The organism is Maribellus sp. CM-23, assembly GCF_021354595.1.
Lineage (GTDB): Bacteria > Bacteroidota > Bacteroidia > Bacteroidales > Prolixibacteraceae > Draconibacterium.
This window is the reverse complement of sequence record NZ_JADWYJ010000007.1, coordinates 214,912-239,234: the sequence shown is the minus strand read 5'-3', so window position 1 is coordinate 239,234 and position 24,323 is coordinate 214,912. Positions and strand designations below refer to the sequence as shown.

At 42.9% G+C, this 24,323-nt stretch carries 20 protein-coding genes; 18 read left to right on the top strand and 2 right to left on the bottom strand.

Features of this window, described 5'->3' with window-relative positions:
• The first annotated feature begins 176 nt into the window (after window positions 1-176).
• The 7 genes from INQ51_RS20965 to INQ51_RS20935 all read left to right on the top strand — a co-directional run bounded on the left by INQ51_RS20965 (window position 177) and on the right by INQ51_RS20935 (window position 9,941).
• Complete coding sequence (locus tag INQ51_RS20965; protein WP_233379945.1) at window positions 177-1,082, top strand: glycyl-radical enzyme activating protein; 906 nt, start codon at window positions 177-179, stop codon at window positions 1,080-1,082.
• 118 nt (window positions 1,083-1,200) lie between these two features.
• Complete coding sequence (locus tag INQ51_RS20960; protein WP_233379944.1) at window positions 1,201-4,263, top strand: two-component regulator propeller domain-containing protein; 3,063 nt, start codon at window positions 1,201-1,203, stop codon at window positions 4,261-4,263.
• A gap of 65 nt (window positions 4,264-4,328) precedes the next feature.
• A complete protein-coding gene (locus INQ51_RS20955; RefSeq protein WP_233379943.1) occupies window positions 4,329-4,961 on the top strand; it encodes a response regulator in 633 nt (210 codons plus the stop codon).
• A gap of 116 nt (window positions 4,962-5,077) precedes the next feature.
• Window positions 5,078-6,376 (top strand): S41 family peptidase, encoded by a 1,299-nt coding sequence (locus tag INQ51_RS20950; protein WP_233379942.1) that lies wholly within the window; start codon window positions 5,078-5,080, stop codon window positions 6,374-6,376.
• 179 nt (window positions 6,377-6,555) lie between these two features.
• Window positions 6,556-7,893, top strand: a complete 1,338-nt coding sequence (locus tag INQ51_RS20945; RefSeq protein ID WP_233379941.1) for a T9SS type A sorting domain-containing protein — start codon at window positions 6,556-6,558, stop codon at window positions 7,891-7,893.
• Between the two features lie 27 nt (window positions 7,894-7,920).
• The gene (locus tag INQ51_RS20940) at window positions 7,921-8,589 is read left to right on the top strand and encodes a hemerythrin domain-containing protein (RefSeq protein ID WP_233379940.1); all 669 of its coding nucleotides are present in this window, start codon (window positions 7,921-7,923) and stop codon (window positions 8,587-8,589) included.
• Window positions 8,590-9,371: 782 nt separating this feature from the next.
• On the top strand, window positions 9,372-9,941 hold the full coding sequence (locus INQ51_RS20935; protein ID WP_233379939.1) for a c-type cytochrome: 570 nt from the start codon (window positions 9,372-9,374) through the stop codon (window positions 9,939-9,941).
• A gap of 106 nt (window positions 9,942-10,047) precedes the next feature.
• Here the strand turns inward: INQ51_RS20935 and INQ51_RS20930 are convergent, their stop codons facing one another.
• On the bottom strand, window positions 10,048-10,452 hold the full coding sequence (locus INQ51_RS20930) for a hypothetical protein (protein WP_233379938.1): 405 nt from the start codon (window positions 10,450-10,452) through the stop codon (window positions 10,048-10,050).
• A 211-nt stretch (window positions 10,453-10,663) separates the two neighbouring features.
• Here INQ51_RS20930 and INQ51_RS20925 point away from each other — a divergent pair, with 211 nt between their 5' ends.
• The 3 genes from INQ51_RS20925 (at window position 10,664) to INQ51_RS20915 (ending at window position 13,840) form a co-directional block, all read left to right on the top strand.
• Window positions 10,664-12,139: a M28 family peptidase gene (locus tag INQ51_RS20925; RefSeq protein ID WP_233379937.1), complete on the top strand. Its 1,476-nt coding sequence runs from the start codon at window positions 10,664-10,666 to the stop codon at window positions 12,137-12,139.
• Window positions 12,140-12,205: 66 nt separating this feature from the next.
• A complete protein-coding gene (locus INQ51_RS20920; RefSeq protein ID WP_233379936.1) occupies window positions 12,206-12,973 on the top strand; it encodes a hypothetical protein in 768 nt (255 codons plus the stop codon).
• A 69-nt stretch (window positions 12,974-13,042) separates the two neighbouring features.
• Window positions 13,043-13,840, top strand: coding sequence for a DUF2797 domain-containing protein (locus INQ51_RS20915; protein ID WP_233379935.1), 798 nt, complete (start codon window positions 13,043-13,045; stop codon window positions 13,838-13,840).
• Window positions 13,841-14,018: 178 nt separating this feature from the next.
• Here the strand turns inward: INQ51_RS20915 and INQ51_RS20910 are convergent, their stop codons facing one another.
• Window positions 14,019-14,993, bottom strand: coding sequence for a polyprenyl synthetase family protein (locus tag INQ51_RS20910; protein ID WP_233379934.1), 975 nt, complete (start codon window positions 14,991-14,993; stop codon window positions 14,019-14,021).
• A gap of 171 nt (window positions 14,994-15,164) precedes the next feature.
• On the opposite strand from INQ51_RS20910, the gene INQ51_RS20905 reads away from it, so the two are divergent.
• The 8 genes from INQ51_RS20905 to INQ51_RS20870 all read left to right on the top strand — a co-directional run bounded on the left by INQ51_RS20905 (window position 15,165) and on the right by INQ51_RS20870 (window position 24,156).
• On the top strand, window positions 15,165-15,467 hold the full coding sequence (locus tag INQ51_RS20905; RefSeq protein ID WP_119437547.1) for an ArsR/SmtB family transcription factor: 303 nt from the start codon (window positions 15,165-15,167) through the stop codon (window positions 15,465-15,467).
• Window positions 15,468-15,622: 155 nt separating this feature from the next.
• Window positions 15,623-18,319, top strand: coding sequence for a hypothetical protein (locus INQ51_RS20900; RefSeq protein WP_233379933.1), 2,697 nt, complete (start codon window positions 15,623-15,625; stop codon window positions 18,317-18,319).
• A gap of 82 nt (window positions 18,320-18,401) precedes the next feature.
• Window positions 18,402-18,986: a non-canonical purine NTP diphosphatase gene (locus tag INQ51_RS20895; protein WP_233379932.1), complete on the top strand. Its 585-nt coding sequence runs from the start codon at window positions 18,402-18,404 to the stop codon at window positions 18,984-18,986.
• 5 nt (window positions 18,987-18,991) lie between these two features.
• On the top strand, window positions 18,992-21,304 hold the full coding sequence (locus INQ51_RS20890; RefSeq protein WP_233379931.1) for a two-component regulator propeller domain-containing protein: 2,313 nt from the start codon (window positions 18,992-18,994) through the stop codon (window positions 21,302-21,304).
• A gap of 194 nt (window positions 21,305-21,498) precedes the next feature.
• Complete coding sequence (recO, locus tag INQ51_RS20885) at window positions 21,499-22,224, top strand: DNA repair protein RecO (protein WP_233379930.1); 726 nt, start codon at window positions 21,499-21,501, stop codon at window positions 22,222-22,224.
• A gap of 118 nt (window positions 22,225-22,342) precedes the next feature.
• A complete protein-coding gene (locus INQ51_RS20880) occupies window positions 22,343-23,167 on the top strand; it encodes a 3'(2'),5'-bisphosphate nucleotidase CysQ (protein WP_233379929.1) in 825 nt (274 codons plus the stop codon).
• A gap of 102 nt (window positions 23,168-23,269) precedes the next feature.
• Window positions 23,270-23,542 (top strand): hypothetical protein, encoded by a 273-nt coding sequence (locus INQ51_RS20875; protein ID WP_233379928.1) that lies wholly within the window; start codon window positions 23,270-23,272, stop codon window positions 23,540-23,542.
• A 134-nt stretch (window positions 23,543-23,676) separates the two neighbouring features.
• On the top strand, window positions 23,677-24,156 hold the full coding sequence (locus INQ51_RS20870) for an SPOR domain-containing protein (protein WP_233379927.1): 480 nt from the start codon (window positions 23,677-23,679) through the stop codon (window positions 24,154-24,156).
• The last annotated feature ends 167 nt before the right edge of the window (window positions 24,157-24,323 follow it).

Sequence of the window (24,323 nt, the reverse complement as noted above, 5' to 3'; positions counted from 1 at the left end):
ACTCCAACTCAAGTACATCTCATCAAAGGAATAACCATCAAAAAAAGATGGAAGAACTATTACAGAAAACAAATAAATTTGGAGTTATAACCTGTAAACTTTTTTTAGGACGAGTCATAAATTACAACACAAAGTACAAATGAAACAATGGGTACCATAAGCATATAAACAACTAAATGATTCCACTTATATTCGATATAAAACGCTATGCCATTAACGATGGTCCTGGAATTCGCATTGCTCTTTACGTTAAAGGTTGTCCGCTGCGCTGCAAATGGTGCCACAACCCCGAAAGCCAGCTGCCTAAAATGCAGAAACTGTATACCGCTTCGAAGTGTATTGGAGCGCAGGATTGCATTGAAATTTGCCCGGAAGACGCATTAACACTGACTCCAAACGGAATTGTAACCGATGCTGAAAAATGTACGCTTTGTGGTTTGTGCGCCGATGCCTGTCCAACGAAGGCGATTCAGATGTCGGGGAAATTGTACGACGCAGCTGAGTTAATGCAGATTATTGAGCGTGAACGCGTACACATTGAACACTCAGAAGGCGGAGTAACTTTTTCGGGTGGCGAACCGTTGATGTTTCCCGGTTTTCTGCTCGAAATGCTGCAGGAATGCGGAAAGGCCGGTTTGCACCGTGCCGTGGATACCTGTGGTTTTGCGCCTGCAGAAACATTGCTGGAAGTGGCAAAACACACCGATTTGTTTTTGTACGATCTGAAAATTATGGATCCAGTTCAGCATAAAAAATGGACAGGAAAGGATAATAAACTCATTCTTGAAAACCTGGTTAAACTGGCTGAAACAGGTGCCGCAATCAATATTCGGGTCCCGTTCATACAAAATGTAAATACTTCGGAATACGAGGTTTCAAAGATGGCCGAATTTATTGCTGCACTACCCGGTGAAAAGCCACTTGTTAGTTTGTTGCCATACCACAACATTGCTGCCCACAAATACAACAAACTTGGTTCAAATTACGATGAGTTGGATATGGCTGAACCTTCCGAAGAGGAAATAGAGAAGGCAATCGAAATATTTAATTCGTACGGAGTGGAAGTAGAGGTTGGGGGATAAAAGCAGTTTTTGTGATGTCTGAAATACGAAGCTTTCAAACAGTCACATAAACATGTGGTTTTTTGAATGTCTTGTTTTTGCACGCAATCATTTCGTATTTTTAGGATAAAATAGGTCTATGTCCAGAACTTTATTTTTCCTGCTTTTTTTATTGATAAGTGCCTCTGTTTTTGGGCAGAGGTATTTTATTTTTAATCGGCTTTCGCGTGCCGAAGGACTGAACACAAACAGTGTTAATTGTGTGTGGCAGGATCAGAAAGGTTTTTTGTGGGTAGGGACCGAAAATGGAATTCAACGTTTTGATGGCCGCAAATTTATTCGTTTCCGAACGGATGGAAATGAGTTTTCGATGCCTCCCTTTGGGGTTGATCAGATTCTGGATGCCGGAAACGGCCGGATGTGGATCAGGCAGGGAAGAATGATCGGACAGTTTGATCCTGTTTCGTTTCATTACTACACTGTTCCTGTTGAAACAGAAAGGGCCTATCCGCCGCAAAGCAACCTTCAGTTATACACGGATAGTAAAGGAAATACGTTTTTGTGCATTGCGAAATACGGGCTCTTGTGGTACGATCCGGCACAGAGCAAATTTACCGAAGACAACCTCCCCATAAGCGTTCCGGAAGACTGGCCGGTGAGTTCCTTGTTTGAAGATACGCAAACAGGCAATTACTGGATCAGCAGCGAACGCGGACTGGCTTTGTACGAAAGCGCCACCCAATCGCTGATTTACCATGGTCACAATCCTTCCAAACATCCTTTCTTTGAGACTTTCAGCCACACATTCGTTAATAATTTCTACATCGATAAAAACAATACCTGGTGGATTTTTTACTGGGATTTTGATCCGAGGGGAGAGAAGGCAGAAGTCCTTCATTATTGTCCTGAAAAAAACGAGAGTTTGAATGATACCCTTGGATTCCATGCTGCTTTTCCGGGTTATGCAGAACTGGCCTGGATTTATGAAACCAGGCTGGGACAAGTCTGGATGGGAGGTATTAATGCCTTGTTAAAGCATAATTCGGAGACAGGTACCTTGATTCAGTACCGGAAAACAGCACCCAAAGAATATGAAATTAAATGCCGCGAAATTAAACAGATGTTTGAAGACCGCGAGGGCAACAGCTGGTTGAGTACCGACAATGGTTTGTATATTCTGACTCCTGAAAAAAGTGTGATGAATTATGTATTCGAAACACAAAGCAAAGACAAGGATATCATGGTGACGTCGATACTGGAGACGCGAAGTAAAGATAACTGGCTGGGGACCTGGGGGAATGGGATTCTGACTTTTGATGATCAGTTTAAGCCGGTAAAACACGAAATGTATTCATCGCTGCCCAGGGATAAACTTCCGAATTATTACTTGGTGTGGGATTTATGCCAGCATTCTTTGTCGGGGCATGTTTGGTCGGTTTGCCAGGGTGGTGCCATAGCAGTTTTTGATCCCGGCAAAAAAAGCACGGTTGCTTTTGTCTGGCCACCGGTTTTTAAGTACAGCACCATTCGCAAAGTGGTTGAAGACAAAGACGGAAACCTTTTGTTTGGAACGCAAAGTGGTCAATTGATCAGGTGGAGATACGGAACGGAAATTTCGGATGAAAACTTCGAAATAGTGAGGGATTTCAAGACCGCCGTTTTTGCGCTGTACAGAGACAGGGAAGACCGTATTTGGGTTGGAACACACAGCGACGGTGTATTTGCAATGGACCCGTCGGTGACGGATGTGTTGCATCATTTTATCGAAAAGCCCTTTCATGAAACACAAAATACCGGAAACAGTGTGCAGGATATTGTGCAGTTGAACGACAGTATATTTTTTGTCAGTAGCGGTTTTCTCGACATCATTAATATAAATTCGGGTGAGGTTAAAGTATTGACCCAATACCAGGGCCTTCCGGGGGGAAATGTATCGCAAATGTTAATCGACGACAAAGACGTGCTTTGGTTTACCAGCAACAACGGATTGGTAAGTTACAATTACGAAAACAACATTTTTGTGTCGTACAACGAACGAAACGGGATTATTATGGCCGATAAATCCACGAATGCGAAGTTCAGAATGCAAAACGGGGAATTCTGGTTTGGTGGCGAAAACGTGTTGTTTGGATTCCGACCCGAAGGATTGAAATTTAAGACCGCTCCACCCGATGTGACATTAACCGACTTTAAACTGTTCGATACTTTTATCCCGCTTGATTCACTTTTGTCCAGTGAAAAAGTCGTATTTCAGCCCCACGAAAATTCGTTTACCATTTACTTTTCCTCGTTGAGCTTTACCCAGCAAGACCAGCTGGTGTATTACTACAAAATGGAGGGTGTTGACAAAGACTGGAACAGAGCAGAAAATAATCTGACAGCCAGTTACACCACCCTGGCTCCCGGAGATTATGTTTTTCACGTGAAATGTATCAACATGCAGGGACTGGAATCGCTTAACACAACTACGTTGCGAATGACGATCCTTCCGCATTTTTACCAAACAAGGTGGTTTATAGCTCTGTTTTTTTTGCTGATAGCTGGACTGACCTATCTCTTTTACCGGATGCGACTAAACAAACTTTTGGCCGTTGAACGCATCCGGATAAAAGTGGCCCGCGATCTTCATGACGATGTGGGTTCTACGCTCAGCACGATCAACATTTTAAGTTCTATGGCCAAAACAAAACTGCTGACTGACCCGGTAAAAACCAGCGAATACATTTCAAAAATTACCGATAACAGCCAGCAGATGATGGAAGCCATGGATGACATTGTTTGGAGCATAAAACCGGACAACGACAACATGCAAAAGATCGTAGCAAGGATGCGCGAATATGCTTCTTCCATTCTGGAACCCCGGAATGTGGATGTTTCGTTTCACGTGGAGGAAAAGATTTACGATTTGCGCTTGAATATGGAGACCCGCCGTGATGTATTTCTGATTTTTAAAGAAGCGGTGAACAACAGCGCCAAATACAGCCGCTGCACAAAAGTGGATATTTTTATTACGCACGAACACAAAGAATTGAAAATCAGGATAGCCGATAACGGCATTGGGTTTAATTCTCAAACAGCCGATTCGGGAAACGGGTTGGGAAACATGCAAAAGCGGGCAGAAGCTTTGCGGGGCGAAATTAAAATTGAAAGTGAAAAAGGAAAGGGTACCCGGATTTTGCTGCTGATTCCTGTAACGGGTTGAAATTTCACATATTTATGTGGACAAAAAATCTACAGGGTTCCGTATTTTTGACTAAAACAAGGTTGATGACGAAGGTATTAATATACGAAGACAATCCCCAGCTACGGGAAGGCCTTACCATGCTGATTGACGGAAGCGAAGGTTTTAATGTGGTGGCCTCTTTTAAAAACTGCTCCAATATTATTGCGGAAGTGAAAGCCTGGAATCCCGACGTGATTCTGATGGACATTGATATGCCAGCAATGAATGGAATTGAAGGGCTGAAAAAAATAAGGGAAGTGAACCAGGAGGTAAAGGTGCTGATGCTGACGGTTTTCGATGATAATACCAATGTTTTTGAAGCGCTTAAAAACGGTGCAAACGGCTATCTCCTGAAAAAAACACCGCCTGCGAAGTTGCTGGAATACATCGAGGATGTGGCTTCCGGCGGCGCCCCAATGACATCGTCGATTGCAACGCAGGTATTAAAGATGTTTTCAGAATTGCCTGCGCAGAAAAACCACGAATACAACCTGAGCGACCGCGAAAAGGAAGTGTTGCAACTGTTGGTAAATGGTTACAGCTATAAGATGATTGCCAGCGAAATGTTTATTGCCATCGATACGGTGCGTTCGCACATCAAAAAGATCTACGAAAAACTACAGGTAAACAGCAAAAGCGAAGCCGTTGCCAAAGCTTTTAAAGACAAACTGGTTTAGGGCAGATTCGTTCGTGTTCTGTCGTCTTCTCCCATTCATTTTCACATAATCATGCGATTTTACGACGTTGTTCAATGAGCTTACTTTGCCTTGAACAATTGTTAAAAACAGAAGACATGAAAGCGATCATCTTATTCACATTTACCTTATTGCTTTCCGGCGCAATAAAGGCACAACTTTCCGCACAAGAGAAACATCTGCTTATTGATTCGTTGTGTGCGAAACTGGAACAATACTATGTTTTTCCGGAAAAAGCAGAGCAAGCCATTCAGTTTATTCGCGAAGAGCAGAAAGAAGGTAGTTATAATTCGATCTCTGATGAGCAAACTTTTGCTTCACAAATTAGCGCTGATTTGCGGAAATCGGGTCGCGATCAACATTTAAGACTGGAATATTCTAAAACTGTATTACCGGAGCAAAACAACGATCCCTATGTTTTTACTGCCGAAGAAGAAGAAATGGTGCGTCGGTTCACGGTACAGGAGAATTTTGGTATTCGGAAGGTAGACGTTTTGAAAGGAAATGTCGGGCTGATCGATTTTAGTTGCATTTTTGGGGCCGATGAGGCCGGTGAAAAATACGCAGCGATTATGGATTATCTGTCGCATACCGATGCCCTGATCATCGATCTTCGAAATTGCCGGGGGGCGATGGGAGTTGACGGCATCAGCTTTTTTGCCAGCTATTTTTTTCGGGAATCTGTGCACCTGAACGACCTGGTTTGGAGGAGAGGGAACAGAACGGAGCAAAAGTGGACTTATTCCTATCTTCCGGGAAAGCGTTACCTGGATAAACCGGTATATGTAGTAACCAGCGCACGGACTTTCTCCGGAGGTGAAGCATTTAGCTACAATATGCAGGCTTTGGGGCGAATAACGGTTGTTGGCGAACAGACCCGGGGAGGTGCAAATCCGGGGATAAGCATGCGGCTGAGCGACCATTTTAGCGCTTTTATACCCAACGGAACAACCCTCAGCCCCGTAACCCATTCAAACTGGGAAGGAGTTGGAGTTACGCCCGATATTTCAGAAAAAGCGAATAGGGCTTTGTATGAAAGCTACAAACTTGCGTTAAACGATTGCATTACAAGTGCAAGCGACTCAAAGAAGAAAACCTTTTTGGCGAACTGGCTGGAATTTACCGAAGGCAATCCACCGGTTTTTAAACAGGAAACATTCAAACTAAAAGGACACTTGGATGCGCAGGAAGTGTTTTTAACCGGAACGTTTAACAACTGGGCCCGGAAAACCATTCCGATGCAGAAACAGAAAGAGGGCTGGGTGACAACCGTTGAATGCGAACCCGGGATCAACGAGTACCGTTTTATTGTGGATGAGGTACCTGTGCTTGATCCGGATAACGAGCGGGTTATGAAAGGACTCGAATTCACCAATTCGGTCAGGATAATTCAGTAATAAATATGTTTTTTGATGTTAACCTCTTTTTTTTGGATTTTAAATGGAGTAAAAGATGTGATGAACAATCACATCTTTTTTCATTTGGGAGCTAATCCTTTTCACATTTTCATGCGATTGTACCCCTCCGGTATTCACAGTTACTTTGCTTCTGTTTAATCATCAAAAACATGAAAGCTATGAAAACAAGATTTACCTGTATTTTTTTTATGCTGGTTCTGTTCGGAATTGGCGTTAACGCAAAACAAAAATCGTTGGAGGGGCGGAAACTGCCGCGCTTAAATATTAAAAGCATCGCGCTTGACAACGGTACAAAGATCAAAGAATTAAGGCATCTTACGCTTACCGGAGACCAGTTTTCTGTCCCCGGATTCAGCCAGGATTTTTCCTGGGATGAAGAATCGGATGGGTGGATGCATGTAACAAACACTACCTATTCTTACAACGATGTGGGCGCCCCCACCGGGGAAGTCATTCAGGATGCAGGAACAGATCTTTACCTGTTCCGGAATTCCTACGATTACGATTACTTTGGGAATATTACGGAAGATATTGCCTATACAAGGGGAGTTGATGAGTGGATTATTTCGGCGGGGGAGAAATCGGTTTATACGGTTAACGGCAATGGTGATATTACCGGCGTTATTCATCAAACCTGGGAAAATATCGAATGGGTAAACAAAACAAAAGATGTATACACCTTGAATGCCCAGAATGTTCCAACCGAAATGGAAACGTACACGTGGAACGGCACCGGATGGGATGCTTACAGCAAGACAACGGGTATGAACTGGACAAACTGGAATACGCGGGAACTGGAGTTTTATACGCTTCAATTGTGGAAGGAAGGAGCATGGGAGAATACCGAGCGCTTCTCTTCGTCGCGAAATGGAAATACGTTTACCGATGTTATTCAGCTTTGGAAAAACAACGAATGGGTAAACGAAAAAAGAGAAACGTATACCAGTACTGATACCGAAGAGCAGATTACGCTTGAGCTTTGGAGACAAGAGGAGTGGCAGAAGAAGGAGAAATACCTTGCTTCAATTGATGGCAGGGGAAACCAGACCGGGGTTGTTTACAGCAGTTGGGACGGCACCGAGTGGTACGCCGAAATGGAGCTCTTTTTTGATCTCACGTACAACGAGTCGGACGATGTTACTCAAATGGTTTTCCGGTATCGTGATCCCAGCATGGAAGAACCGGCGAATATTTCGAAATTTCTTTACAGCAGTTTTCTGCATTTCACAACCGATGTTCCTGTTGTGGAGTTGCTTGATAATGTACAAGTGTTCCCCAATCCGGTGAACAACTCACTAAATATTCACATCGACGATTCGCAACTTTCCACCTACGAGGTGAATATTTTGTCTCTTACCGGGCAAAAAGTATTTAGCGGAACTTTTTCGACTCCCACCATTTCAGTTAACACCGGGTATTTTACAACCGGAACCTATGTGCTGAATATCCTAAACAAGGATGGAAGAGTGTACAACACCAAATTAATGAAGCAATAAAAACACACCCGAAAAACAGAAAACAAAATGGAAACAATCAGACTATTTGCGGCGCCACATAAAGCGCTCAGAAAAACCATGGCCGATTTTATGGTGATGATCGGTCAAACCAATTTTGACAACATGAGAGCAGTTGCCAAACTTAAAAAAGCGGGGCGGGAAATGTTTTTCCTGCTAAGCTCTCATGCCGAAACCGAAGACCGGATCATTCTAAAGGCCCTCGAACAAAAAGTTCCGGGAGCGGCCGATCACGATAAAAACGATCATGTAAAAATTGAAAGACTTCAACGCTCACTTGAAATTCATTTGAATCTTTTAAGTACTTCGGTAAGAACCGATGAAGCACACGACTTTTACCTTGAGTTTGCACGGTTTTACAGCCTCTATCTCGAACACATTGATGAGGAAGAAACGCTGACTCAAAGGCTGATTTGGGAGCATTTCTCGAAGGAAGAACAACTGGGGATTCGGGCTTCAATTGTCGCAAAAATGGATACTGAGACCTATGCTGTATGGCTCAAGCACATGATTCCTGCACAAAATGAAGCGGAGAACCGGATGATGCTCGGAGCTATCCGCAATAACATGCCGGCCGACCGGTTTCATGCACTAATGGAACGAATGGGAGAGAGCATGCCTGAAGACGATTTCCTAACGCTCGGAATTCAGTTGTCAGCATTGGCAATTCAGGATTGATCAAATAACACCGTGATTTCTGCAGTTCCAGGGCGGTTTTCCGAACACTTTATTTTCAGGTAGTTTTTCGCATCGAGTACGCGTTCGTTTCCAGCATTTTAAGACTGGTGCAATGAGTGAATGGTTTTAGAATACCGCTGTGATATCAATTGAGCTGTTGGGTGATCGTGGTGATGTAAACAGGGGTTATGCTTACCTGGCACACGTTGAGAGTTTGGAAGTATAAGGAGAGAGTAGTTTTTCGTGTTATGCACAATGATGTTGTTCAGATGGTTTATTGCATAACTGCATACACCGGAGAAACTTCCTGGCTCATCGGAGGAGCAGGTATTGCTTTAATCCCTGTTTTTTAGACGATTATTTACCCGGAACATGTGAGCCCCCAATCACATGTTTTTTATCCGGTAAGGATGTTTTTCACACATCTGTGTGATTTCACAGCTCAGCCGGAATGCAGAAATTTGTAACATGTAATACAACACTTAGAAGAAGTGAAAACAATAGAAACAGAAAACAATGAGCAAAAATTTGTCCCCGGCCTTCAACGCCGCAGGGACAAATTTCGGCGACAAGGGCAACAAAAACTGCTTCTGATCGCGGCCTTGCTTCTCCTTTTTGTGCAACTGAGTTATCAGTTCAGACACCAAAAGGAATTGCTACATCTGATTGCATTTTCTGAAAATCATCCTGTTCAGATCAGGATTGAAAAGCCGGAATGTAAAACGATAAAATTCTTACCCAAACTAAGCATTCATTTAATTAAAAAATAGCCACGAAAAACAATGAGAACACTTTCTTTATTCACACTATTAATCGCTCTTTTTTTTGTTGCCTGTGCACCACAAAAGAGTGAAGTACCTGTAACAACAGCTGAAATTTCTTTATCAGAATTGATTGTAAAAGGAGAAAAACTTGTAACCGTAATGGGGTGTAACGACTGCCATTCGCCCAAAGTAATGACGGCAATGGGGCCGGTTCCCGATTCTTTGAGGCTTTTGTCGGGACACCCCGCCAGTGAGCCCTTGCCTGAATACGATAAACAAGTTCTCCGGTCGTATGTATTGTTCAATATGAACAACACAGCAGCCATTGGCCCGTGGGGAACTTCTTTTGCGGCCAATCTTACCCCCGATCAGACAGGTATTGGCAGCTGGACCGAGGAACAGTTTATCAGGGCCATGAAAGAAGGTAAATGGAAGGGCCTCGAAAACAGCCGTTCTTTGTTGCCTCCAATGCCCTGGCAATCGTACAGCCATATGCCGAAGGAAGACCTGAAAGCCATTTTTGCGTACCTGAAAAGTATCAAGCCGGTTAAAAACCCAGTACCAATGGCAATTCCACCCTCGGAGTAGTATTCGGCAGCTTTATTGAAACAAGAGTTTTTATAGTCCCTCAATTATGACTATCCTTTAAAACCTGGCGGAAATCAATCTGCCAGGTTTTTATTATAAATGAACTTTAGTCTTTCTTCCCCCAGGACAGGACGATGACCAGCCCGGTAATGGCCGAAATCACCAAATAAGCCAGCACGTCAACAACAATGGCCGAAAGATTTAGAATCACATTGGTCATGGAGTAATAGCCCAAGTCAATGCTAAGAGCATACAGTGCCCCAATAATGGCTGCAATTTTAACGCCGTCGACAATTGTTTTGGCACCGGCCCATTTCAAAATGAGTGTGTACATAAGAGCCAATGCCAGGTTGGAAACAATCATTGCCCACCAGATCATTTCGTCTTCAGGAAGATAAATCTCCGTGTTGTAATTGTTCATTGAAAAATCCATCAGCAGGATTCCCCAAACCAGCCAGCCCAGAAAAAAGAAGGCGATAGCACCAAAAATGGTCCCTTTTAAAATTTTCATGTTTTTCGTTTTTTATGTTAGCGTATGAAAGTTATGTAAAAGACTCTTTGATCAGTAACAGAGAGAGTTAAAAACTATGTGGTGAGGATTTAAGTGCGGGTGTGAACCATCAATTTTCGAACTTGCAATTCAACTATTTTAGATTTTTTATGTCTCAGATACTGTCCGTTCAAAAAATTGTATTTTTAGTCCTTTCGAAAATTTGATATACATGAAAACAGTAACATTCGCCGTCAGTTTGCTATTACTGACAAGCGTAACCCTTGTTAAAGCACAGGAAACAACCGATCAGGAGAAATTACGAAACACTTTTCATACGATCTCGAGCAACGAGATTCTGGGGTATGTGGAAGAACTGAGTGCTCCGCAATACAAAGGACGTTTATCGGGCTCTCCCGAATACCTGGAGGCCGCCCAGTGGTGTGCCGGAAAATTCCGGGAGTGGGGGATCCAACCCGCCAACCAGGGAAGTTACTTTCAGTATTTTCAGAATGCATATTCCGAAGTTCCGTCGCTGGGAGAGGTTGTTTATTCAAATGGCAATAACCGGCAAATTCTGAAATTTCCGGACGATTATCTTCCGGGTTCCAATTCGGCAAGCGGAACAGTGGAGGCCAACCTGGTTTATGTCGGTTACGGAATTACCGCGCCCGAGCTGGGATACGACGATTATAAAAATGTGGATGTAAAAGGGAAAATAATTGTGCTGGAGCCCGGAATTCCTTACACAAAAAACGATACCACAATGATGAAGTGGACTCCCTATGCAGAGCACCGGTACAAATTCAGAAATGCAGTGAAACACGGTGCGATTGGGATGGTTTACCCAAACCTGATTGCGAACCCAAACACGGTCAACCTGGATGGATTTGTTTATGCACATGTGAGTCCGGGGTTGGCGGAGCAGATTTTTTCGGATGCAGGAAAAGATTACGCGGAAACAAAAAAGCAGCTCCAAAACGGTGATATTCCTTCGTTTGCTTTTGGTGCAGGGCAAAAAATAAAGATTTCTGCTGAAACCAGGTATTTCCTCGATGCGCAGTCGTGCAACGTAGTTGGATGGATCGAAGGCTCAGACCCGGTTTTAAAAGAAGAAGTTATTATTATCGGAGGGCATCTCGATGGTCAGGGACAAATGGGGGATGTGGTTTTTCCCAGCGCACTTGACAATGGCTCGGGAGTAGCCGATATTCTGGGGGCAGCCAAAGCTTTGGCAACTTCTGAAATCAAACCCAAACGCTCGATTCTGTTTATCCTGATAGGTGGCGAGGAATGTGGCTTGTACGGTTCGAACTTTTATGCCGAAAATCCGCTGTTTCCGATTGCCAAAACCCGTTTAATGATCAACCTGGATATGGTTGGCAACGGAACAGGATTCTATTTAACGGGGGGCAAGACCTACACCGACTTGTACCGGCATTTCGAAAAGGCCAATAACCAATGGATACACCGAAAAATGCAAACCAACGAAGTACGGAAAAATTACGGTCGTCCGCGTTCGGATGCTTCCATCTTCGAAAATGCCGGAATCCCAACTTTTGGTTTGTGGACATCGGGCAGTGTTCACCCCGTATATTATCATCATCCGATGGATAAAACGAATGTGTTGACACCTGAAATCATGGAAGATGCGGCCAAACTGCTTTACCTGGGGGTGATGGGAGTTGCCAACGATGAAACGCTCTGATTTTCTTTGAAGTGTTTGTTCAACTTTTTGGAGATTTGTCTTGTTATCGTAGTAGATTGATCAACAATGAAATCGAAAAAAGAACACTACAAACAATCGCTGCTTGATCTGGCCAACAATGAAAATCTTGTGCCCGGTATTTATAACTTTTGCGATCGTTGGTGCGAACGTTGTACCCTGACGCAAAAATGCCTGACTTACCTGCACGAACAGGAGATGAAAGAAGATCAGGATCAGCAGAATCCCGATGCGGAAAACAAGAACTTTTGGGAACAGATTCGGCTGGCCTGGGAAGTTACCATGGAATTGATTGAAGAAGATGCAGGGCGGCTGGGAATCGATCTGGATAATATTCCTGACGTTGAAATACCGGAACACATCGAAACTCCGCTGGAAGTGAAGGCCAACAGCTATGGAACAAAAATGCACAAATGGCTGGAGACGAACAGTGAATTTGTGGCTGAAAAAGCCGAAGAACTGGTAATGATCAACGACGAAGCATCGATTGTTAAATACAAAGATGCCCTGGAAGTGATCGAGTGGTATTACTTTTTTATCGGAGCCAAAGTTCACCGTGCGCACCTCGATCTGGAAGAGCGGCAAAACGATCCGGATGATGAGTACAACGTTTATTCTGATAACCTGGGGTCGGCGAAAATTGCCATCATTGCCATTGAACGATCGATGGATGCTTTATCGGTTTTTTATACCGAATGCAAAGAAAAGGAGGATGACATTCTGAACTTTCTGCTGGAATTATCCTCCATCAAAAAGCAATTGCTGCAAACATTTCCCGGGGTGATGGATTTTAAACGCCCGGGATTTGATGATTAAACACCTGCAAACTTTGGATAGTGCAACTTCTGTACTACCTTCACCTCTGAAAAATTTGACTTACACTTTATGCAATACGAAGGCAACATCCTGAAAATGCTTACCGAGCTTTGCAGCCCGGTTCACTATAAATTACCAGTGGGCGACCAGCTGGTGGATATGAATGCCCTGATCGGGAAAAACATAAAAATGCAGTTTGACGGGCGGATTAACTGTATCTCGTGCGGAAAGCAAACCAAAACATCGTTTGGCCAGGGATTTTGCTACAACTGCCTGCAAACAGCTCCTGAAGCCAGCGAGTCGATCATGCGTCCCGAATTATCGAAATCGCATTTCGGAATGGCACGTGACATGGAGTGGGCTGAAAAGCACGATTTGATCGATCACTATGTTTACCTGGCTGTTTCAAGCGAACTGAAAGTGGGGGTTACCCGGAATCACCAGGTTCCTACCCGCTGGATCGACCAGGGGGCCAGCTTTGCCATTAAAATTGCGAAAACTCCCAACCGTCATATTGCGGGAGTGATCGAGGTGTTTCTGAAAGATCATTTCACCGATAAAACCAATTGGCGGGCCATGCTGAAAAACGAGGTTTTACAGGATTTTGATCTTCCTGCCGAAAAGAAAAAGGTGATGGATCTTTTGCCGGCAGAACTTCGGAAATATGCCGAACCGGATGATGAGGTAACAGCCATTAATTACCCGGTTGAAAAATATCCTGAGAAAATCACCAGTCTTGGTTTCGACAAACAATCTGTGATTGAAGGAACACTGTCCGGTATAAAAGGGCAGTACCTGATATTGGATGAAAACAATGTGTTGAACATGCGTAAACACAACGGCTATTTCATCCGCTTGGAAGTGTAGGAAGGTACAGCTGACTGTATTTCTTGAGTTTTGAATGCATGATTGCGTGAATATTCAGCATCTAGACGCTTAGCGGTTTCGAACCGCTTAGCGCATGAAAAAAGCCAGTGCCCGCGAAATGCGTTTTTACCACCAAATAAATTGTGAGAAATACGGCTTTTAATCTGCCCCGCTGATTCTATTTTTTCCGTGTTGTAATGTATTCCATCAGCTCGATCAGCGATTCGCGTGCATCACTTTCCGGAAACTCCATTAACCCGGCTACAGCTTTGTCTTTAAATTCGAGCATGCGCAACTCGGCGTATTCCAGTCCTCCGCGGTCGATAACCAGCTGGATGAGCTCTTTAACAGACTGGGTGTTTTTATTTCTGCGTTTTACCATGCGCAAAATCCGCTTTCTTTCCGAATTGTCCGAATTATTCAGAATGTGAAGCAGGGGCAAGGTGATCTTTTTTTCCTTGATGTCGTTACCGATCGGCTTCCCGATGATGCCTTTCGATTGGTAATCAAAAATATCGTCCTTGATCTGAAAGGCAATACCGGCATCCTGGCCAATGCGGTACATTTTCTCCACTATTTCCTCGTTTTCGGTAGCCGAAGCAGCTCCAATCGCCATGCTTGTTGCAATAAGCGAAGCTGTTTTTTTGCGGATAATTTCAAAATAAGTATCGTCGTCGATGTCGAGTTTCCGGCTCTTTTTCATTTGCAGGATTTCACCTTCGCTCATGTCCTGAACCGCTCTTGAAATTAGGTGAAGGAAGTTGTATTTCTTGTTTTCGAGCTGGAGGAGCAAGCCTTTTGCCAGGATGTAATCGCCGACTAAAACAGCCAGCTTGTTTTTCCAAAGTGCTTTTACCGAGAACATTCCGCGGCGTTCGTACGATTCGTCTACCACATCGTCGTGCACCAGGGTGGCTGTATGAAGCAGCTCCACCGAGCAGGCTGCCAGTTTTGACGATTCGTTGGTTCCTCCGTGTAATTTGGCCGAAAGGAATACAAACATGGGGCGAAGTTGTTTGCCTTTGGTTCGGTACAGATAATTTAATATGGTGGCCAGAAGTGGAATATCACTTTGTAACGATTTTTTGAAATATGGTTCAAAATCAATTAACTCCTGCTCAATTGGGCTCTTTATCTTTTGTAATGCTTTCATTCTCTGAACTGTCCTGATTTCTTTTGGTGAACGAACATAAAACAATTTCACTTAAAAAAAGATTGTTTCATAAAAAAAAGTTTATCATTGTGCTGGTATTAAAGGTTTTACCCGAAGGGGAAGTCGGTTATTCTTAATTATTTATATATTTGCAGACGTAAAAGTACAAAGATGGAAGAGGTAAAGGAACTAAATGTTGAAAGATTGGAAGTAGCGGCGAGCATGTTAAAAGCAATGGCTCATCCGATGCGTATTGCCATTCTGAAGCACCTGGAAGGAGGGAAAAAACTGACTGTTACAGAAATTCACGAACTTCTGAAAATCGAGCAATCCACTACTTCTCATCACCTTGGAATTCTGCGTGACAAGGGAGTACTTTGTTCAAAACGCGACGGAAAGAACACTTACTATTACCTGAAGTTTGATATTCTGAGCCAGATCGTGGATTGTCTTCATACTTGTACCTGCGAGTAATTCTCATTTTTACCAAATATTAATTCAGGTTTCGTTGCGAAAACGAAATTGTACATCTCCGATGTAAGGATTTGATTTTGTTCTTGCGGTAATCTTTTCTCACACTAAGAAAATAGTCTTAATATTACCATCAATTTGAAATTGTAGCAGAACTTATGGTAGCTTTCCCAAAAAGGATAAATCCGTATTTTGCATTGTTGGTAGTAGTGATTTTGGCTTACTGGCAAGTGTCATTTCTTGTATCTGCCTTAAAGTGGGACCTCATTGATGTTGTTTTCCCTTTTCGGTTTTATTTCTCCGAATGCATTCAATCCGGATATTTTCCATTCTGGAATCCTTATCTGCAAACCGGGACACCTTTTTTTGCCGATTTACAAGCTCCTGTATTTTATCCCGAACTTTTTCTTACCGGTATTTCCACGGGCTATAGCATTCTTACAATGCACTTTCTGTTTGTGTTGTATACCTTTATTGCCGGTGCCGGAATGTATAAACTTTCCTTTTATTTCAACGGCGACCGGACTGCTTCTTTTATCGCAGCCCTTGCATACTCGCTTAATGGTTTTCTGGTGGGGCATGGCCAGCATTTCTTTTTGCTGGTTGGTGTGGCCTGGTGTCCTTTTGTGGTACAAAGCTACCTTCAATTATTGCGCGACCGAAGAACAATATATGTGTTAAAAACGGGGGTCTTTGTCTTTCTGATGATAACGGGTGCCTATCAGGCTTTGTCGTTTGCTTTGTTCTATTTGCTCATGCTTGTATTCTTCTATTTTCTTATAAAGGATTTGAAAAGCAGGAGTTTAAAACGCATACTCGAATTAGTACGGCTTAATTTGATGCTGTTGTTGCTTGTGATACTGTTGGCGTTGCCTCTTATCGTTTCAACCTTTGATATCCTGGATTCAGTAGACAGGCTTGAGAAAGGTATTGCCCTTGAAGAAACGCTGAGTCAGGGAATGAGCTTAAAAGCGCTGATCTCTTTTGTTCTCCCTTCTGCAACACTCAACTATCCCGAGTTTTTTGGCGGAGTGGATACTTCCATGCGAAATCACTATTTCGGGTTGATACCCTTGGTTTTACTGGCGGGTGCATTACTAAAGAAGCGAACAACTCTCGAATACCTGCTGTTGGCTTTTGGGGTAATTATTCTGGCCTCTTGTTTTAGGGCTTTGCCTGTGAGAGAGTTTCTGTTTGCCCATGCTCCTTTTATGAACCTCTTTAAGTATGCCGCTTACATCAGGGTTTTCGGGCTATTTGCCTTTATCCTTCTGGCAGCAAATTACCTGGCTTACTTCCGGGGAAATATCGAAAAAGAAAAAAAGAAAGTGATTTTTATTGTTCTCCTGCTTTTGGCTTTTATTCTGTTTCTGATTGTTTATTCCGCCGGAGAACTTAGCCCTGAAGAACAGAAGGCTATATTCGGACTACAGATTTTTAAACAACTGCCGGACGCCTTGTCTTTTCACCAGCACATTGTGGTGCAAGGTATTTTTCAATTGATTGTAGCTTCCGTTTTTCTTGTACTTGTTCTTTTCTCGCAAAAGATTAAACGTTACGATGTACTGATGGTTGGGTTGGTGGCTGTTGAATTAATTGTAGCCCTTCAATTCAACATTAATATTACTGTTACCGACAAGGAGCACAAGCCCTTGCAAATGGCAAAAGATCTGGCTTTGTATCCTGAAAAATTCCCGGTTCCGGTCGATGACAAAATCATCTATAATGATGATTTGCATGTTTTGTCCCCGCCGTTTTGGAGGAATACATATGTTTTTTCAAAACAGGTGAGTTTCGATTCGTTTTCTTCATTCAGGCTTAAATCATACGACTCATTGGATAAAAATGAAACGCTCAGGCAAGCCGTGCTAAACAATCATCTGTTCTATTTTTCAGATAAAATAAGCCCGTTGAAGCAGCATGATGAAAGGAGTATGGAAGGTTTATCAGCAACAAAAGATTTGTTTTTAAACGATGAGGATTTTCTGAAACTTTCATCGGTAAGTGTTGCAACTGACAGTGCGGATGGGTTTGAAATCAAAGTGTTCTCACCCAATAAAGTGGTGGTTGAAACAAATACCCAAAATGATCAGTTCTTTACCATGCTGCAAACAAATTTTAAAGGCTGGAAAGCTTATGTTGATAATGTTGAAATGCCACTTTATACTTCCAATTTTAATTACAGGACCATACTGCTACCGAAAGGGAGACATACTGTTTTGTACCAATACAAGAACAATAAAATACTTGTTCTTTACGTGGTTTCCAATGTCCTTTTCATTCTCGCCCTTGTTTTTCTGCTGGGGTATGGTTTAAAAAAGGTAAACAGAAAGAGACAAGTGTTTGTCGGAATTCCGGTAGCCTTTTTGCTTATAATGGCAATTTTTCTGGTAATACGGCTTAGTTATAAAGATAAAAGCCCAAAAGTAATGGATACATACAATGCCCGCTGGTCTGAAAATAGCGCGGTGTTTCATGTATCGGAAACTTTTGATCACGAGCCTTCCGGGAGTAAACAATTAACGGGTGACGATTCATATTTTACGCTGGCAAAAGTAAAGAACGAAAACGGAGCGTTGAAACAGGGAACACTTGTATTGAGAGCCAAAGTATTGTCGGATGAATATGTTGATGCTTTAATTGTCAGCGATGTGGAGGGTGAAGATAAAGAGGAGCATTGGCGAGCATCTAAAATTTCAAGGCAAATGGAAAAAACAAACAGATGGAACGACCTGATTTATTTCCGTAATTTTTACGATTTGAAGAGCGGAGATGAACTTAATTTATACCTCTGGAATAACAACAAGAATAACTTCTGTTTAGATGACGTTAAAGTGGATTTTTATCCGTTTTAACCAAAGTTACCGCTGGGTTTAACCCATTTCGGGTAAATTATCACACTGGATTATTTTCCTTACTTTTAGCAAAATTTCAAATATGGAACTTGTTTTTGCAACAAATAACAGGCATAAACTGGAAGAACTTCAGGAGCTTTTGGGAAGCGAAATAAAACTATTGAGTTTAGGAGATATCGGCTGTTACGAAGATATTCCTGAAACCCAGCCTACCTTGGAAGGGAATGCCCGTCAGAAATCTTTCTTTGTTTATGAAAAGTATGGTTACAACTGTTTTGCCGACGACACCGGGCTGGAAATAGAGGCGCTTGATGGTGAACCGGGAGTTTATTCGGCCCGTTATGCGGGAGATGCCAGGGACTCAGATGCCAATATGAAAAAAGTATTGGAAAAGCTGGTCAAAATAAATAGCCGCGAAGCACGTTTTAGAACAGTAATTTCATTGATTTTAAACGGAGAAGAAACGCAATTTGAAGGCATTGTTGAAGGTGCTATTTTAACAGAAAAAAAAGGAAATTCCGGCTTTGGTTACGATCCGGTTTTTCAACCAAAGGGTTATACACAATCTTTCGCGGAAATGAGCCTGGAACAAAAAAATAAAATAAGCCACCGCGGGCGGGCGGTAGAAAAGCTGGTCAACTTTCTCAAAAGCGGAGTGAAAAATTAAATACGATGCAAAAAGTATTACTACTGTTTACATTCATCCTGGCAGGGTGGTCGCTGAGTGCGCAACAAGCAGGAAAATGGAATAATTACCTTTCCTATAGCAATGCAACAAAAGCTATTGCTTCAGAAAATAAGGTGTTTTGTGTGACGGATGGTGGAATATTCTACTACGATCTGGAAGATCAAAGCATCAATAAACTGGACGATATAGTGACCCTTTCCGATTTTGGTGTGAAAACCATTGCATACAGTACCGAAAATAAGGTACTTGTAATTGCCTACAAAAACAGCAACATCGATTTGGTGTACAGTAACGGGAAGGTTGTCAATCTCTCTGACATCAAACGCAAAACATTATCGGCCGATAAATCCATTAACAACATTGCTTTCTCTGGTTCCGAAGCCTACCTCGCCTGTGGTTTTGGCGTTGTAGTGATTAACCTGGCTAAAGAAGAGTTTAAGGATACTTATTTTATTGGGGATCAGGGCTTGCCAATCGTCGTAAACGATATTGAAATATATAACCAGGAAATTTATGCGGCGACTAACGAAGGAATATTCAGGGCTCCAGCCAGTGGGGTCAATCTTTTGGATTATGCCAATTGGATCAAGGTTGACAATATCCCTCATTCAGATGATAAATTTAGTCAACTGGAAGAACATGGCGGAAAATTAATTGCCAATTACACTCCTGATGAATGGGCTCTTGATGAGCTATATGTGTTGAACGACGGAGACTGGAACCCTTATTTAACGAGTATAAGGTACGCCAACGATATGCAATCAGCCGGAGGGTATTTGGTCGTTGCCGGGCGAAATGCAGTTTATGTGATTGATAACAACCACAATCTTATCGGTACAATTCGGGCCTATGATTTTGGAGAAGAACAAGTTCCCGAAATAAGTCCGAGTAGTGGTATTGTAACTTCTGACGGATCCGTGTGGGTTTCGGATTACAAAAATGTGATGGTTCGTATCAAAAATGAAAATTTTGAACGTATTGCAACAGATGGCCCCATTAACAACGATATTTTTTCGCTAACGGTATTCAAATCCCAGCTATGGGCTGCTCCGGGAGATTTGTCGGGTTATAAAACTCCTTATTTTCAGGGGTACCAAAATGGTACTTGGGAGCATTTTGCCTACAAAACCAACCCTGAGTTAAGAGATTTTCACAACATTCTTGAAATTGCAGTTGATCCCTTTGATGAGAATCACTTTTTTGTGGCAAGTTGGGGAGGAGGCTTGCTGGAGTATCGGAACAATGAATTTGTTACCCGCTATTACAACAAAAACAGCCCATTGGAAACTGCGTTGCCCGAACAACCTGATGAACCGTTTACCCGTGTTGGAGGTCTGGATTTTGACGATGAAGGGAATTTATGGATGAACAACGCCGAGTGTGTACACAACTTACATCGCCTCTCTCCTGATGGAAAGTGGCAATCGTTTGTTTTGCCCGAGTTGGCAAACAAAGACAATCCAACCAAGTTGATTGTAACCCAAAACGGGGACAAATGGATGCTTGTCAGAAATCATGACGCATATGTTGTGGATAAAACTGGAGAACAAAAAAAGCAGTTATTGGTAACTACTTATTTTAGCAACGGCACCAATGAGTACTTTACCCGAATGAGTGATGTTTACTCCATTGCCGAAGACAAAGACGGAGCTATTTGGATGGGTACGTCTCTGGGAGTGGCGGTGTACAACAACCCGTCCCGTATATGGAGTACTGATAATTTTTATGCAAGCCAACCCGGACTCGATCTGAAAGACGGTATATATCACCCGCTGCTTGAAACTGAAACCGTAACAGCCATTGCCGTGGATGGCGCGAATCGGAAATGGTTGGGAACCAAAAGTTCGGGAGTGTACCTGGTTTCTGAATCGGGAGAAGACGAGATTCTGCATTTTACCGCCGAAAACAGTCCGCTGCTGTCGAACAACATCACCGCTCTTGCCATTAATGATAAATCGGGCGAAGTTTTTATTGGAACAGATAAAGGGTTGATCTCGTATCAGAGCGATGCCAACGAAGGCAACAATACCTACAGCAATGTTTATGTGTATCCGAACCCTGTGCGCGAAACGTACGATGGTCCGGTTACGATCACTGGTTTAATTGCCGATACAGATATCAAGATTACAGATATAAGCGGCAACCTGGTGTACAAAACAACATCGCTTGGTGGCCAGGCAAGCTGGGATGGCCGGAACCTGAACGGGAACCGGGTGAAGACTGGTGTTTACCTGGTTTTGTGCAATGACAAACAGGGCAACGAAACCCACATTACCAAGCTGCTGTTTATCCATTAGGGAGAGAGGGATTGAAGGATTGAGGGACTGCTGAAAAGCTGATGGACTGATGGATTGAGTTTGTGAATGCGGGAATGCAGAAATGCTATAATGCGCAAATAGAAAATAATTGGAACTGACTAAGATGGACTTAATTATTGACATCCCCATGATAGTCTACTTTGAACACTGAACTTTAAACTCTAAACTAAAGTATGCTCGCTGCCACTGAAGGAATTGTACTCCATTTCATCAAATACGGTGAAAGCAGTGTGATTGCCACTGTTTTTACCCGCGAATTTGGCCGGGAGAGTTACATGGTAAATGCTTCACGTAGCCGCAAGTCAAAAAACAAGGCAGGTCTTTTGCAGCCGCTTTTCCTGCTCGACATGGAGGTTTACCAAAAGCAATCGCGCGACATTCAACGGGTAAAGGAATTCAAAAGTTTACACGCTTACCAGAACATTCCCTTTGACATTAAGAAAGCAACACAGGCTATTTTTTTGTCAGAAATGCTTTACAAGACCATTCATGAACAGGAAAGCAATCCCGAATTGTATGACTTTATAAAAGGCAGCTTGCTGTATTTCGACCTGATGGAAGAGGGCTGGCAGAATTTTCACCTCTATTTTCTTTTTCGGCTGACCGAATATTTTGGGTTTATGCCCGACACCCGCAAAGCGGCTTTTGAATCGTGGTTCGATCTTCGGAAAGGCGCGGTGGTGCCCAACGAGCCTTCTCATCCCTTGTTCGCCAATAAAGAGGCAACCGGACACCTTCTGACACTTTCCGGGTTAAAAATCAACGAACTGGGGCAGTTTCATATCTCCCGGTCCTTGCGCGATACCCTGCTATCGGTATTGGTGGATTATTACCAACTTCATTTCGAAAACCTGGGGGAAATAAAATCGCTGAATGTATTGAAAGAGGTTTTCAGCTAAAAATTGAAATTGCAGTCGAAGCATTGTAAACAAACATTTAAATGATTTTGATTTGTCGGCCGGAAGAATCTGAAAAGACCCGATTCGGATTAAATTTACAGAAACCAATTATTCCGGGATGGAGAGATCGAAACAGGAGAAGATATTTCAATTACTTGCTGCGGCCGGTGAAGCGATTGTAGAGGTGTATAACAGCAAGGATTTTGCCGCTCAAACCAAGGCAGACCATACGCCTGTTACCCGTGCCGACAAAGCTTCGAGCCGGATATTAAATCAGGGCTTGAAAGAACTCTTTCCTGAAATTCCGATTATGGATGAAGAAAACCCCATTCCTGCCTACGATGTCCGGAAAAACTGGGAACAGTATTTTTTAATTGATCCCCTCGACGGAACCAAGGAATTTATAAAACGAAACGGTGAGTTTTGCATCAACCTGGCGTTTATAAAAGGAACTTCGCCCGAGGCCGGATGGATTTACCAGCCCCTGATAAAAACCGGTTGGTATTGCCACCGGGGAGAAGGGGTACTGGAGTTCAATGCAAAGAGAGAAACAACTCAGCTTAAGCAGCCGATGATCGACCGCGATGTGATTTGCATAGCAGCCAGTCGCTCGTTTTTTAAACCGCGTGAGGCAGAACTGATCGAAAAAATGCAGCGGAATTTTCAGGTGGAGATACTGCATTGCGGAAGCTCCAGGAAGCAGGTGCAGATGGTAAAAGGCAATGCCGATATGTACCTGAAGGCCGGCCCCTGCTCGGAATGGGATACCGCCCCGGGGCAACTGATGGTAGAAGAATTTGGCGGCGCTGTTTTGCGGCACGACAATTTCGAGACCCTGCAATACAACCGGAAGGATTTGATCAATCCTCACTTTGTGATGCTGAATGCGCGCTTGAATAATCCTGCGTTTATCCGCTTTCTGAAGGAAATTATCCGGGAGTGACCAGGTATTTTCTTTGCTTTCTGCTTGCTCTTTCGTGCAAAGTATAATACCTTGAAGGTGATTCATATTCAGAAATATTCACCAATCAATACTTTTACGCATATGAAACGATACCTTCCGCTTCTGCTTGTTGTGTTAACCGCCGGTTTACTGTTTACGGGGTGTGCGACCCAGTCTTTCGAAAACATTACCGATCCTCCCGGATTTTTAAAAGGATTGCTGCACGGATTCATTTTGCTGTTCAGCTTTATCGCCAGCCTTTTTACTGATTATGAGATTTATGCCTTTCCCAATGCGGGCGGGTGGTACAACTTTGGTTTTTTGCTCGGAGTGATGTTGTTTTTTGGCGGTGGTGGCGCAAAAGCAAGATGTTAACAAAATAAACACCCAACCCTTCCCGTTTTTAGTTGCAAACAGAATTCTGTGTAAAACTTGCCCGGGTTTCGTGCATTGATGGTACGCTTAATGTGTATCTTCGCTTTGTTCAATAACTGAAAAACAGGAATAAAATGAATAGAATAGCATTTTTTGTAGCACTTGTTGTGGTGCTTAGCGCTTGTAAAACAGTAAAGCAACCCGCACAGTCGGAATACACCAGCGACAACACGGTTCCGACCAAGGTATTCACGGTTCCGGGATCGGAAACCAAGACCGAAGTAAGCAAGCCGGTTGAAACCGTAGCCGATGAAAAACCAATCGCTATCCGTAAAGAACAGGTTTCTTTTACCGATCAGCAGGATCAGACCAAAAACGAGGGAAACACTTATTTTGTGATTCTTGGTTCGTTCGGACAGCTTGATAACGCAAAGAATTACCGGACTACCTTGTTGCAGGAAGGTTTTACCCCGATTATTTTGCACAGCGAAACCGGTTACTACCGTGTTTGTGTAAACTCGTACAAGCAAGAGGCAGAAGCCAGAAGCCGGGTGGCACAAATCAGACAGGCATTCGAAAAATATTCGGATGTTTGGTTATTGATCAAAGAATAATCATTCAGTATTTTGATACTTCAACGCCGCAATTTGCGGCGTTTTTTGTTGCTGAAAGTTCGGTTTTCCGGGGAAAAGCATTAAAAAAAATTAAAATCAAACACTGAGTGGCTCAGTGCGTTATAATTAAGCCGTTTTTCTAAAATCAATGTTACTTTTGTAATCAG

Excerpts from the sequence above, each read along its gene's own strand:
- INQ51_RS20965 (WP_233379945.1), top strand. The coding sequence starts at position 177 with ATGATTCCACTTATATTCGATATAAAACGCTATGCCATTAACGATGGT.
- INQ51_RS20960 (WP_233379944.1), top strand. The coding sequence starts at position 1,201 with ATGTCCAGAACTTTATTTTTCCTGCTTTTTTTATTGATAAGTGCCTCT.
- INQ51_RS20955 (WP_233379943.1), top strand. The coding sequence starts at position 4,329 with ATGACGAAGGTATTAATATACGAAGACAATCCCCAGCTACGGGAAGGC.
- INQ51_RS20950 (WP_233379942.1), top strand. The coding sequence starts at position 5,078 with ATGAAAGCGATCATCTTATTCACATTTACCTTATTGCTTTCCGGCGCA.
- INQ51_RS20945 (WP_233379941.1), top strand. The coding sequence starts at position 6,556 with ATGAAAACAAGATTTACCTGTATTTTTTTTATGCTGGTTCTGTTCGGA.
- INQ51_RS20940 (WP_233379940.1), top strand. The coding sequence starts at position 7,921 with ATGGAAACAATCAGACTATTTGCGGCGCCACATAAAGCGCTCAGAAAA.
- INQ51_RS20935 (WP_233379939.1), top strand. The coding sequence starts at position 9,372 with ATGAGAACACTTTCTTTATTCACACTATTAATCGCTCTTTTTTTTGTT.
- INQ51_RS20930 (WP_233379938.1), bottom strand. The coding sequence starts at position 10,452 with ATGAAAATTTTAAAAGGGACCATTTTTGGTGCTATCGCCTTCTTTTTT.
- INQ51_RS20925 (WP_233379937.1), top strand. The coding sequence starts at position 10,664 with ATGAAAACAGTAACATTCGCCGTCAGTTTGCTATTACTGACAAGCGTA.
- INQ51_RS20920 (WP_233379936.1), top strand. The coding sequence starts at position 12,206 with ATGAAATCGAAAAAAGAACACTACAAACAATCGCTGCTTGATCTGGCC.
- INQ51_RS20915 (WP_233379935.1), top strand. The coding sequence starts at position 13,043 with ATGCAATACGAAGGCAACATCCTGAAAATGCTTACCGAGCTTTGCAGC.
- INQ51_RS20910 (WP_233379934.1), bottom strand. The coding sequence starts at position 14,993 with ATGAAAGCATTACAAAAGATAAAGAGCCCAATTGAGCAGGAGTTAATT.
- INQ51_RS20905 (WP_119437547.1), top strand. The coding sequence starts at position 15,165 with ATGGAAGAGGTAAAGGAACTAAATGTTGAAAGATTGGAAGTAGCGGCG.
- INQ51_RS20900 (WP_233379933.1), top strand. The coding sequence starts at position 15,623 with ATGGTAGCTTTCCCAAAAAGGATAAATCCGTATTTTGCATTGTTGGTA.
- INQ51_RS20895 (WP_233379932.1), top strand. The coding sequence starts at position 18,402 with ATGGAACTTGTTTTTGCAACAAATAACAGGCATAAACTGGAAGAACTT.
- INQ51_RS20890 (WP_233379931.1), top strand. The coding sequence starts at position 18,992 with ATGCAAAAAGTATTACTACTGTTTACATTCATCCTGGCAGGGTGGTCG.
- recO (WP_233379930.1), top strand. The coding sequence starts at position 21,499 with ATGCTCGCTGCCACTGAAGGAATTGTACTCCATTTCATCAAATACGGT.
- INQ51_RS20880 (WP_233379929.1), top strand. The coding sequence starts at position 22,343 with ATGGAGAGATCGAAACAGGAGAAGATATTTCAATTACTTGCTGCGGCC.
- INQ51_RS20875 (WP_233379928.1), top strand. The coding sequence starts at position 23,270 with ATGAAACGATACCTTCCGCTTCTGCTTGTTGTGTTAACCGCCGGTTTA.
- INQ51_RS20870 (WP_233379927.1), top strand. The coding sequence starts at position 23,677 with ATGAATAGAATAGCATTTTTTGTAGCACTTGTTGTGGTGCTTAGCGCT.